The 11518-nt window shown below is 53.1% G+C and carries 12 protein-coding genes; 7 read left to right on the top strand and 5 right to left on the bottom strand.

Going from position 1 to position 11518, the window contains the following annotated elements; translation table 11 throughout:
* Nucleotides 1–2119, bottom strand: a 2119-nt coding sequence (locus tag ACREAY_RS06345) for an ATP-binding protein (RefSeq protein WP_431754922.1), incomplete at its 3' end; no start/stop codon positions are given.
* A gap of 189 nt (nucleotides 2120–2308) precedes the next feature.
* On the opposite strand from ACREAY_RS06345, the gene ACREAY_RS06340 reads away from it, so the two are divergent.
* The gene (locus ACREAY_RS06340; RefSeq protein WP_431754921.1) at nucleotides 2309–3181 is read left to right on the top strand and encodes a DNA-methyltransferase; all 873 of its coding nucleotides are present in this window, start codon (nucleotides 2309–2311) and stop codon (nucleotides 3179–3181) included.
* On the opposite strand, the gene ACREAY_RS06335 is transcribed toward ACREAY_RS06340, so the two are convergent.
* Entirely contained in the window at nucleotides 3178–3522 is a 345-nt protein-coding gene (locus tag ACREAY_RS06335) for a hypothetical protein (RefSeq protein ID WP_431754920.1), read from the bottom strand. The two genes, ACREAY_RS06340 and ACREAY_RS06335, sit on opposite strands and share 4 nt — an antisense overlap.
* Before the next feature lie 77 nt (nucleotides 3523–3599).
* On the opposite strand from ACREAY_RS06335, the gene ACREAY_RS06330 reads away from it, so the two are divergent.
* From ACREAY_RS06330 to ACREAY_RS06320, 3 genes are read left to right on the top strand one after another with little or no spacing between them, the layout of a single operon-like run.
* Nucleotides 3600–3746, top strand: a complete 147-nt coding sequence (locus ACREAY_RS06330) for a C2H2-type zinc finger protein (protein ID WP_431754919.1) — start codon at nucleotides 3600–3602, stop codon at nucleotides 3744–3746.
* 28 nt (nucleotides 3747–3774) lie between these two features.
* Nucleotides 3775–4452, top strand: a complete 678-nt coding sequence (gene aroD, locus ACREAY_RS06325) for a type I 3-dehydroquinate dehydratase (protein ID WP_431754918.1) — start codon at nucleotides 3775–3777, stop codon at nucleotides 4450–4452.
* A 23-nt stretch (nucleotides 4453–4475) separates the two neighbouring features.
* Nucleotides 4476–4808 carry a hypothetical protein gene (locus ACREAY_RS06320; protein WP_431754917.1) on the top strand — a complete coding sequence of 111 codons (333 nt, stop codon included), beginning with the start codon at nucleotides 4476–4478 and terminating at the stop codon, nucleotides 4806–4808.
* A 65-nt stretch (nucleotides 4809–4873) separates the two neighbouring features.
* Here ACREAY_RS06320 and ACREAY_RS06315 read toward each other — a convergent pair whose 3' ends face one another.
* From ACREAY_RS06315 to ACREAY_RS06305, 3 genes are all read right to left on the bottom strand, one after another.
* Nucleotides 4874–6307: an ArnT family glycosyltransferase gene (locus ACREAY_RS06315; RefSeq protein ID WP_431754916.1), complete on the bottom strand. Its 1434-nt coding sequence runs from the start codon at nucleotides 6305–6307 to the stop codon at nucleotides 4874–4876.
* A 471-nt stretch (nucleotides 6308–6778) separates the two neighbouring features.
* A complete protein-coding gene (locus ACREAY_RS06310) occupies nucleotides 6779–7792 on the bottom strand; it encodes an FkbM family methyltransferase (protein ID WP_431754915.1) in 1014 nt (337 codons plus the stop codon).
* 175 nt (nucleotides 7793–7967) lie between these two features.
* Nucleotides 7968–8897 carry a hypothetical protein gene (locus ACREAY_RS06305; protein WP_431754914.1) on the bottom strand — a complete coding sequence of 310 codons (930 nt, stop codon included), beginning with the start codon at nucleotides 8895–8897 and terminating at the stop codon, nucleotides 7968–7970.
* A gap of 506 nt (nucleotides 8898–9403) precedes the next feature.
* On the opposite strand from ACREAY_RS06305, the gene aroE reads away from it, so the two are divergent.
* The 3 genes from aroE to ACREAY_RS06290 form a co-directional block, all read left to right on the top strand.
* Nucleotides 9404–10252, top strand: coding sequence for a shikimate dehydrogenase (gene aroE, locus ACREAY_RS06300; protein ID WP_431754913.1), 849 nt, complete (start codon nucleotides 9404–9406; stop codon nucleotides 10250–10252).
* On the top strand, nucleotides 10249–11100 hold the full coding sequence (locus ACREAY_RS06295; RefSeq protein ID WP_431754912.1) for a shikimate kinase: 852 nt from the start codon (nucleotides 10249–10251) through the stop codon (nucleotides 11098–11100). Before aroE ends, ACREAY_RS06295 begins: the two co-directional genes overlap by 4 nt.
* A partial coding sequence (locus ACREAY_RS06290) for a 3-phosphoshikimate 1-carboxyvinyltransferase (RefSeq protein ID WP_431754911.1) occupies nucleotides 11100–11518 on the top strand: 419 nt, incomplete at its 3' end. The genes ACREAY_RS06295 and ACREAY_RS06290, both read left to right, overlap by 1 nt.

Below are 11518 nucleotides of genomic sequence, written 5' to 3'. Positions count from 1 at the left end.
ACGCCGCCCCGCCGTTCCTGCTGTTCTCCGCCCAAATCCTGCCCCCGTGGGCTTCGATGATGCTTTTAGAGATGAACAGGCCAAGGCCTGTGCCCGTGTTTGCGTCAGATTTTGAAGCAAATTTCTGAAAGAGCCTTGGCATTATTTCGGGGTGTATCCCGGTGCCCGTGTCGGCGACTCTGACTATAATCTCGCTGCCCTGCCTGCCAACGGTCACCGAAATCGCCCCTCTTTCGGTGAACCGGGCCGCGTTGCTCAGCAGGTTTGCCAGAACCTCGGCGAGGCGCCCCTCGTCTGCTTCGACAAAAAAGTCTCCCGGCTCGTACAGCCATTGCACCGCACCGTTCTTGCTCCGGGCGCTGCGCAGCTCCTCCTGTATGACGTCTCGGATGTTGATCCTCTGCCTGTTCAGCCGAAAAGACCGGCTCTCAAGCCTGGCCACTTCCAGGATGTTTGAAGACAGCTGCTGTAGCCTCTTTGCGTTGCGGAATATTATTGCCAGGTACTTTCGCTTTACCGCGATCTCTTCTTCCTCGTCCGCCCCTTCCGGCTCGTCGGCGCCGAGGAGGTATGCCGTGACCAGTATCGGCTGGATGGGCGTCTTTAGCTCGTGCGCGGCGACGTTGACAAACTCCCTCTGCAACCTGTCAGTCTCTTGCAGCCGGGCTATGAGCTCGGCCTCGCGCCAGAGGCTTTCAAATATCCTGGCGTGCGAAACGACTATGGAGCCGCGGACGGACATCACCGCCGGCCCTGCGGCCTCTTCAAATTCCCTGCCGCCGTCGTCCTTTAGCTCTATCACGAGAGACTCCCTGCCATCTATGACGGCCATGGTGATGTTGGGGACGTTTCCAGGCTGCTGCCTGGCAAGCTGGCGGATCTCGATTCCATAGGATTCCAGCCGGGCAATGTCGCGCACCTGCATCCCGTCTTCAACGCCCAGTATCCGCACCCTGACGCCGTTTGCCGACACCTGTTCAAGAGCTTCGATGACTCCTATCTTTTTTGCCCTTTCAAACGCGCTGGCCGTCGGGATCATCAGCAGGACCTCGCTCCCTGCCTTTGAGACCATCTTTTTGTACAGGATTCGGGTCTTGCCGGGATTGAGTATTACATCAGTCACTGACAGCGCGCCTGACTGGATGTCCCTTATCCTTGCCTCGGCGTCGACGCCGTTGTTCCACATCTCTTCAAACACCTGCTCATAGTGCTCACGGTAAAGCGGCTCGTTGCTGACAAGCAGGCTGTGCATCTTTCCTTCCAGGACCGGCGTGCTGATTGTGGAGCCTACCTCTTTGTCGGAAACTCCAAAACTCATCGCCGAGTCGCCTGCAACGTGCCTTACCTGGATGCCTGCGTCGAGAAACTTGCGGACCAACTCCGCGTTCCCGCCGTCCACAAAGGTGACGTACCTTGTCTCCTCGTGCTGTCCCACTCTCTGCCTGCTCGCCAGCTCTTGCAAGACGTCAAAAAAGTTTTCGTACGCAAACTGGATGCCGCCGGGCGTGGCGCAAATCGACATTTTGCGCGAGCTGCCCAGCATGCGCCTCATCTCTCGCAGCGCGTCTTCGGGCCCGTCGACAATTCTTGTCTCATTGCGCACGGCGCCTTCTTCGATTTCCCTGTACCTCTCTTTTGCGCGAGTCGCCCTGCTCCACAGAGTCTCAAAGAGGTACTGGTTTTGCCTGACCAGGCCCCTTGCGTTGCTGTACACGGTGTGAGAAAGGTTATTTTCAGAGTCTGACGACGTGCCGATGTACTCGGTCTCGCTCACGGAAAAATTGGCCCTGACGCCGTCCAGGTGGCGCACCTCAAAGTACCTGCCGTACTGCCTGCACGCGTCAATGTTTTCTCTGGTGATCTCGGTGATGCATCTTAGCTTCAAGCCCCTGGCCGCCATGTCGGCAATCAACTTTACGTAAGGCTCGGCGTCCATCACGACTCTCGGCATGCCTGCCTCTATGATGACATCTACGCCCTTGCGGGCGTTTTGCGCCATCTGCGCAGAAACGGCAAAGGTCCTCTCCGGGTCGGTTATCGCCTCCGTCCTTTCAAAAGGCGCGCCCTCTCCAATCCTTCCCGGCGTCTTTTCGACAATCCGCTCTGGCGGGCCCGTCAATATCCATTAGGGAAATTTCTATGATATAAAGACTGGTGATAAAGTATTCAGGATCTGCTGTCCTGTTTTGCAGAATCAAACGCACCCCATTTTAGCTCAAAAAAGCGAGCTGAACGCGTAGCATCTTTTTAGCACATGGTGAATTACTCTAGAGTATGCGGGATATGGAGAAACAAGGCGAGCACCGCCATGCTTGCTCAGGAAGAACAGCTGACAGACCAGATACTCCTTGGCAACTGCAAGGAAGTCCTCCAGAAACTTCCCGAGAACTCGGTTCAGCTTACAATCACGTCGCCGCCTTACCGCAACGCCATCAACTACGAAATGCACGCGTCAGGCAATGGCGGATATTACCGCGGGAACGCCGGCGTCGGCACCAACGAATACCTGAACGAGATGGTCGAGATATTCGGCGAGCACGTCTACCGCGTGACAAAGGAAGGCGGGTACTGCTGCATCGTCATTGCCAACGAAGTGGTCAACGGTACGATACTGCCGCTGCCCCACATGCTGCTGTCAAGGCTCGTCCAGCCGTTTGGCAAGTGGCAGCTCCACGAGGAGATAATCTGGCACAAGGTGACCGGCGGCACCAACCGCTACGGCTCGTTCGTGCTTAATCCATATCCAAAATACTATCGCGCAAACGTCATGCACGAGTTCATACTCGTCCTGCGCAAGGGCGACGTCGCAAGCGGCAGAAGGCGCTCGGACGAGCTGCCGGCCACGCACGAGGAATGGACAAAGGAGATAGCCAACTCTGTCTGGCACATAGCTCCCGTCCCGCCCGGCTACATCAACCACCCGTGCCCGTACCCCGAGGAGATCCCGCACCGGCTGATGCAGGTCTATTCGTACAGAGGCGACGTGGTGCTCGACCCGTTCAACGGAAGCGGGCAGACGACAAAGGTGGCCCACGGCACGGGCAGGAAATACCTGGGCATCGACATGGTAAAGGAGTACATCGACCTTGCCCGGTCGCGGCTGGAAAACGAGCCCCTCCACATACGGCAGGAAGCGCTGATAGCGACCTGGAAAAAGGTCCAGTCGCATTACAAGCGCTAGGTTGGCCGCGTGTTGCGCTCTTTGAGCAACCGCCCTAGCGCTTTTTGCCTTATCGCAGTGTCCACGTATTCAGAGTCGCACTTGCCGCACACGGTATAGATGGCGGCGCTGTCCTGGCTCGGCGTTAAGACTTTTTCCCACCTCAGGGGGAACGAGTTTTTCGAGCAGATGACGCATGCGGCCCTTTCCTCAAGGGCCGAGCCGCTGGCGCCCCTGTACATCGCGTGCATCTCGTAGCCGTCGTCCTGCAAGGGCTTCCACAACCTGGCAAACTGCTCTATCGATGCGCCGTCAAACCCTAGCGCCTGCAGCCTGGGAACGTGGTCATCTATGGCAGACATTTACGGTGGAGGCTGCGGATGGGAAATATTAACCGTATTGCTGCTGTCTTTAATATTCGGAACCATGATATTATTACATGGCGGCCGCGACATCGTCACCAAAAAAGCCCGCAGAGGTCCGGTGCAACATCTGCGGAAGGACGTTTGCCAGCACCAGCTTGCTCGAAGCGCACATGAAGGTAGACCACAGCAGTAACAGCTCACCGCCTGCAGGCGTGAGCTAAATAAGTACCCTTGCGGCAATGGCTGCCATTGGCAAAGATCTGCGCTTCGATAGCGGCGGCAAGTGTTGACGAGCTGAAAGCGCAAGCTGAAAAGGCTTTTGCGCTTGGCGCCGATTTTATAGAGGCGCGGCTCGATTTTTTGCCGCCAGAGCAGGTGATGGCAGGCGCCCTAGCAATAGACAAGGGCAGGGCGATCTTTACACTGCGCCCAAAGGACCAAGGAGGCAAGTTTGCCGGCACGGAAGAGGAGCGCATAAAGTTATTGAGAAAGCTGGCAGAAATGCGGCCGATGCTTGTCGACATTGAATTGTCGACTCTGCAGGCAAACGACAACCTCGCCGACTATCTCGAACTAGCGAGCATCCCGACGCTGGTCTCGTGGCACGACTTTGCAGGCACGCCCACAAACGACGAACTGGCCAAGATACTGATGGAGATGCGCATCTATAGCAACTATGTAAAGCTGGTCACTACTGCCAGAAGCGTAGGCGACTCGCTCAGGCTGATGGAGCTGTACGAAAGCGCGCTCGGCCTGCACCCGATAATATTTGCAATGGGCGAGGCGGGTGTAATGACCCGGGTATTGTCGGCGATGTATGGCGCTCCCTATGCCTATGCCGCGGTGGAGAACGCCGTGGCGCCGGGCCAGCTGACGGTCGCGCAGATCAAGAGGCTGTACGGGATGGTCAAGCCGCAAAGCATATAGCTCGGTTTTGAGTCCAATTACTGATGTCAACATCAACCCCAAACCAGATATTCGAACAGATCGAGCAAGCAGCGCAGGCGCAGTCCAAATACCTGAAAATACAGCCAGGCCAGACAATGGTGCTGAAATTCGACGCAAACAAGATCCAGCTAGTGGACCGCGAGATAGAGAACCGCAAGTCAAAGGCGGTGCAGTACACGGTGCTTAACGTCAACGACGGGCAGGAAAAAATACTCAGCCTTTCGCTGTCGTGGGCGCTGAACCTCAACGAGCTTTTGAAGGCAGGCTACACGAACATCAAGGTCAACCGGCGCGGAAGCGGGCTGGACACAAGCTACAACTTTGTGCCCGTCTGACCTTTTCTTTTTATTTTTCTGTTCTACCAAAACCGCGCGTTAAGAATGCGGGCGGGACTTGCACCCTATCGACTAGATCTTGTGTCTATAAAGCTGCCCTCTAGATTGACGCGCATGCTAGAGTACGGATAATCTTGGCCATAGCCAGAAACCGTCTCGTTAAAGATCTTGATGGTTTCAGTGTTATTGTAAATTTTTCCGAGCCTTCCTTCCATGCCTGGGTCATTCTGTAGGTGTCTGTCAAACATCATGAGGACGTGGTCGGTCCTGATTGGGTGGAACAGGGCATGGCGGTAATCCATAAACACATTGTCATATCTCAGGGCATAATTCAATACCCAAGAGTAGACAGGGCTGGCCAATGTCGTGGTCATGGCATCTTGCTCATCTTTGTCCAGATAGTTTGCAGTAAACGATAGCGCTTCAAACTGGGCGGACGATACGTTGGCAGTTATCAAAAGCGTGGTCGATACGATTCCAAAAATCGCTATTCCCCCGGCAACGCCAAAGATTATTGCATTCTGCGTCACGCTATGCGAGATTCTTGAAGGCAGCTCTACGATCAGCCTCGCCCCTGCTATAGCTATTGCTGGAAGGATTGGGATCCAGTGAAAATACTGGACGTACCCAATGACTGAAAGGAAAAACACGAACGGCAGCGCCCAGAGCGCGACGAGCAAATCTCTTCGCCATATTGAATATCCAATGCCTGCAATGCCCAGGATCATCAGGACCGGGTCGAACTGGATAAAGTATCGCGCAAGGGAATTCAGCCCTCCGCTTTCCCGCTGGGTCTGCCAAAGCACGTCCTCTTTCCACGAATCGAACTGGCCGGCAAGTATGCTCTGGGCAGGCCAGAACATTGGTATCAGGATGGCAGGCAATATCCAGTAGAGCAGGAGCCGTGCGCGCCTACGTTTGCTGGCCTTTATGCTTGCATACATCAGGTACCCTACCAGTGACATCATGACAAACGCCGGTATCTTGGTATAGATGGCAAGGCCGAGCAGGACGCCTGACGCCAATGCAAACGCGCCAGCGTGGCGCGAGTCCTTGGCATATACTGCCATCAGTATCGACCCGAGAAGGAACGGGAGCAGGATCGAGTCCAGCAGGATTCTCCTCAAAAGCCAGGTCATCGGCATGACTGCAAAGAGTATCGACGCGACAACTGCCACTTTCTTGCCATAGCGCTTTTCGGCTATCTTGAAGATGAGAAAAGTATCGACTATCGACAGCATGCCCATCACGAGCCGGGGAACAAGGTACAGGTTTTGCATCGACTGGATGCTGTTGTCAGGATTTAACGCGTCAGGATATCCAGTAATGCCAAGCACCCCTCCCAGGAAAAGCTGCCCAAAATGCGGATGATCGTAATAGTTCCCTTCCTGTGGGCCCAGCCCGTCAGCCACGAGCATGGCCCTTCTCATGTACACCCCTTCGTCGTAAAACAGGTCCGGAAAACCGACAGGGTTCCACAGGTGGGTAAATGCAGACAAAACAAGGGGAATTATTATGATAAACCTTGCAGAGCTAGAAATCCTCAAACGTATGCAACGAATAAGGAATGGGCTAGATATGGATAGTGGAGTGCTTCTCTTTGAAGGTCCACTTTTTGCAATGGGACTTTCGGGGTTGAAATAACTACAAGCAGGAGGACTGATATCCAACAGGCAGGGAATTTCTGAATGCATAAGGCCCCAAACCCTGCTGCACTCTGCGCGGCTGGAGCGAGTTCCCACCGGAAACGCGCGCATTGGTAAAGGGTGCATGCAGTGGGATTCACGCTTGTTTTTACTAATAAGCCAGTTCAAATTTGATCAGACCCGCGGCCCGTAGGGGGTATAGATAAGGGTCTTCAAATTTGACGTTTTACGTTGATTGCCGAAATACTTCGAAGATGCTGTAGTACTGGTGACATACGAATTCTGGAGATAGTGATGATGCCAATCGCTACCTGGATTCTGTGGTCATGACAACGAATCGCTATTTGACAGGGTCGCCATCACGTGGCCATTAACGTGTGCTTCGTCGTCATCAAAAAGCTGGGAGCGCTGATGAATTGAATATGCATACCCATATTGCTTCAATGTGTTTAGCAGCTGATCATAGTTTTGGATAGAGTGGTATTCAATCAGCATATTTTTCACCTTCTTTTGGCTTAAAGCCTTAGCGGCGCCTTCTAATGCCAATATTTCTGCACCCTCTATATCCAGCTTCAAAAGAGCGACCTTATCCACGTCCATACTTTCCATTATGCTGTCCAAAGTGCGCGTCTTGATTTTTCTCTTGGTGATGCTGCTGCCTTTATCCTTACCCCTCTCTTTCTTGTCGCTTATTCCAAAGTCCAGTAGAAAATCCTTCAATATTGTAGACATGCTGTCTCTCTCGTAAAGCTCTACCGTGCTGTTGTCTTGATTGAATACCGCTGCATTTATCAGCGTAACATTGGACAGGTTGTTCAATCTACAGTTTGTGCCAAGTCGGTCAAAAATTTTAGGGGAAGCTTCAATTGCTATAACCTCTAGTTTTGGATGACTGCGCGCCAGCAGAACCGCATAGATGCCGATATTGGCTCCAACGTCAATCACAACCCCGTGCTTCACTTCTAGATCTAGCGTGGATACAAATGCTCTTTCAACGTCTTCCCAAGTACTACTGAGAAGGATGGTATAGTCCACTCGCAGCGGCAGAGAAAGCAGTGCTCCTTTATCGCCGTTTCCCAATCTTACCATGACGCAATCCACTGGCATCCAGTTAAGCCATTCAACATTTCTCAAAAGGAGTTTTGCCGCCCTTTTCTTTCCAAAGAGTATGACAAGGAGAAGGACAATGATTATCGCACTTGTAATGTGTATGAAGAGGATGATTTTATCTTGGAGTCTGTAACCACATCTTGCTCCTTTGAGCCAACTTTTAATTTCCTTGGATGCTGATGCTTGACCAGTATTATTGCCTCCATCGCTGCTGCTATTGCTGCACACTATGGGTTACCTTATGACAAACATATATCGCACCTTAGACGTTTAACATTGACTATCGTAATCATTTGTCTATCGCTCAGATCATAAAGCAAAAGAAGAAGAAAAAACAGATGTTGGAAGAGAGGGCAAGAGGGCTACAATCAATTGTAGCCCCGCGCCCGTTTTCACCTTATCTTCACTTTAGTCTTGGCGGGTTTACCTTCCATGTCCATGTTGCAGGTGTCGGGTCCTCATTCCCCGAGGTATCAAATGCCTTGACTTTGAACACGTGCGTTATGCTTGTCTGAAGGTTGCTGTACGGTGCAGTGGGACTTGTGCAGTCTGTCCATGCGCCGCCATCCAGGCTGCATTGGAATTTGCTGATTCCAACGTTGTCAGAGCCTATGAAGAAGAACTTGGCTGATGTGTTGGTAGTCTTGCCGTTGGTTGCAATTGGCTTGCCTTTGCCGTCAAACGCGCCAGTGATTTGCGTGTCTGGAGGTGAGGTGTCACATGACTCGTTTACCGGTTGGTTCCCGGTAATTGTCCCATTGATTGTACCTCCGCACTTGTTGATTGTGGCGCCAGAAAGGTTGATGATGTCGTGATTGTTGTTGATGGTGCCGCCGGAGTTATTGTTTATGGTACCGCTGTTGTTAATGGTAGTGCCGGGGAGGTTGTTAATTGTACCGGAATTGTTGATGGTACCAGAGTTATCAAGAGACACAGCATTCCCAATGGTCCCCAAGTTCGTAATCTTTCCATCGTTGTCAACCGGGCCATCAAAGGTTAATACGATTCCGGGGTCCACAACAAGCTCGTCGCCGCTAGAGATCGCTAGATCTGCGCTGACAGTGAAGTCGACATCCAAGTGAACAACAGAATTTGCCGCCGCTCCCCCGTCAATTCTAATAGAGTCGAAGGTCGAAGGAACAGTGTCAGTGTCCCAGTTCAGCGGGTCTGAAAAACTCGAACCGTCTCCTCCTCCATCCCAATTAACGGTTGCAGCATACGCAGTTTGTGGCGTAACAATCCACATAGCAGCCACAAACAACAGAACAGAAGCAAGCGCGGTTGTGCTTAGAATCCCTACAACAGCAGTATTTCGGTTAAAAATCGTTCCCATTATTCGGTATGCTTGTGGCTTGTATTAGCATATACAAGCAATGTCGTGCCGGAATATGTATTCTAGCATCACTAATACATTTCTTAATAAAATGTATCTGGTTATTAGCAGTAAGATAAAAAATTTCATGATTATACCTGGCAGAAGAGCCTGTGGCGATTTATCAAAAAATCGTGAGGCATAATTGAGCAATGCGTTTACCTCATCAGAAGCATTATGTTCCAAGAATAGGACTTTTCTTTTCTGCTCTTGAAATTGAAAGTCGAGCATGGACGGGATTTACGTCTGTCTTGCTAACAGCTAACCAAACTTTCAAGTATCAAAACGAATTTGCAGGCATGTGCACCCGACGGCCATAAAAGAACTAACAGCTACCCGCGTTTTTGTATGCACTGGAAATACTGGAAACGCGCACACATGTATGCCATCAAAACCGGCTCCACTTGCTGCAATCACTCAGATAAAAGTAACCTATATGACCGGATGTGGGGCAACTGGCTGTTGCATTGGAGAGGGCCCCTGCCAAGACATACTGCATCATAGGCGACCCCGTGCACCATTCCCTGTCGCCGGGGATGCAAAACGCCGCCTTTTCGGCGCTTGGCCTCAATTCCACCTACATCGCGTTTCGGGTCCCTCCCGGCGAGCTGAAAGAGTCGATAGAGTCGCTGCGCGCAATCAACATGTCCGGCTTTAACGTCACAATCCCGCACAAAGTGGAGGTGATAAAGTACCTTGACGAGCTGGACGCCACTGCAAGGCAGGCCGGCGCAGTGAACACGGTCAACAGCATCGAGGGGATATTCCGCGGCTACAACACGGACATGTATGGCTTTATCGAGCCTTTGCACAAAAGAAAGGTCAGCTTTGACGGCATGACGGTATTGCTGCTGGGCGCAGGGGGCGCGGCGCGCGCCATAATTGCCGCGCTTGCTCAGGAAAAAGGCATCAGCAAAGTCGTCATTGCAAACCGCGACCAAAAGAGGGGCGCCGAGCTTGCCCGCCTCGGGAATGGCATGGGGCTGAAATGCGAGGCGATAGCGTTTGACAAAGCCGCAAGCATTTCGCAGGACGCCGACATGATAGTCAACTCGACTTTAATCGGGCTAGGCGGCGAGCCTTCGCCGATAAGCTACGAGAATATTAAAAAGGGCAGAATCGTCTATGACATTGTGTACAGGCCGGTGGTCACAGACCTGATAGAAAACGCCAAGTCAGCTGGGGCCCATGTCGTCTACGGCTATGAGATGCTGCTGGAGCAGGGCGCAAGGGCGTTTGAGATATGGACCGGCCTCCCGGCGCCCAGGGACGCCATGAAAAAGAACCTGCTTGGGATATTTGGAGAGCCAACATGAAAGTCCGGGCCACTATGCACGGCGCGGTGTCCATCGTAAACGCCATAGCCACCGGCAACGGCTCGGCGATGGGTATTTCGCTCAAGGTAGTCGCCGAAGTCGAAATGTCAAAGGGCAAGGGCGTCAGGTTCCTCACCGGAAAAAACGACGACAGGCTGGTCAACAACATTATAAAAAACACGCTTTCTGCAAGCGTGCTTGAAAAGAACCAGGTGACGATAAGCGTCAGGTCCGAGATCCCGATAGGTTTTGGGCTGAAAAGCTCCAGCGCCGTGTCAAACGCAGTGGCACTTGCCTGCAGCAGGATCGCCGGCGAAAAGGTGGACGACGTCGCGGTGCTCGACGCTGCCGTGAGGGCCTCGCTTGACGCCAAAGTGACAATAACAGGGGCGTACGACGACGCGACTGCGTGCTATTATGGCGGGTTCGTGGTGACTGATAATTACGCCCGCAAGCTGGTAAAAAGGGAGGAAGCTCCGGACAACCTCTATGCCGTGATATTTCTACCAAACAACATCCCCCGGGGCGACGTCCGCAAGCTGGGCGGCCTTGCAGACTTGTTTATGGACGCGTACCATCTTGCAGAGGGTGGCGAGTACTGGAAGGCGATGAAGCTCAACGGCGTGCTGGCCTCTGCAGCACTTGGCTCCACCTACAAGCCGGTGCTTGCCGCCCTTGAGCAGGGCGCGCTTGCCGCTGGCATCTCTGGCAACGGGCCTTCGATAGCCGCAATAGCGTACGAAGACGAGCTTGAAGACATCCGGAGCGCATTTGGCAAGTTCAACGGCAAGGTCCTTGCGTCCAAGGTTAATAACCAGAAAGCGACGGCGGAGGTGGTGGTTGGATAATGGTCAGCATACAGGTAAAAAAGTCAAGGATTGCGGGCAGCGTGCGGTGCCCTTCAAGCAAGAGCTATACCCACAGGGCGCTTGCAATAGCGTCGCTTGCGCCGGGGCAGTCCACCATCACAAACGCGCTCCTTGCCCGCGACACGCTTGCCACCCTTGCCTGCTGCAGGGCACTTGGGGCAGAGATAGAGAGCAAGCGGGAAGGCAGGGCAGTGCAGGTTCAGGGGAGGCAGGGCTTTGAGCCGCCTGAGAACGTCCTAAACTGCGAAAACTCGGGCACCACGATCCGGATAATGACTGCCATCTCGGGCCTCGTAAAGAAAGGCTACACTGTCCTGACCGGCGACGAGAGCCTCCGCAGGCGCCCGATGCAGCCGATACTCGACGCACTCGGGCCCCTCGGAGTCCAGGCCTACTC

The organism is Nitrososphaera sp. (assembly GCF_050748925.1).
GTDB lineage: Archaea > Thermoproteota > Nitrososphaeria > Nitrososphaerales > Nitrososphaeraceae > Nitrososphaera.
Note: the sequence above shows the minus strand (reverse complement) of the source record. Positions and strands in the feature narration are given on the sequence as shown.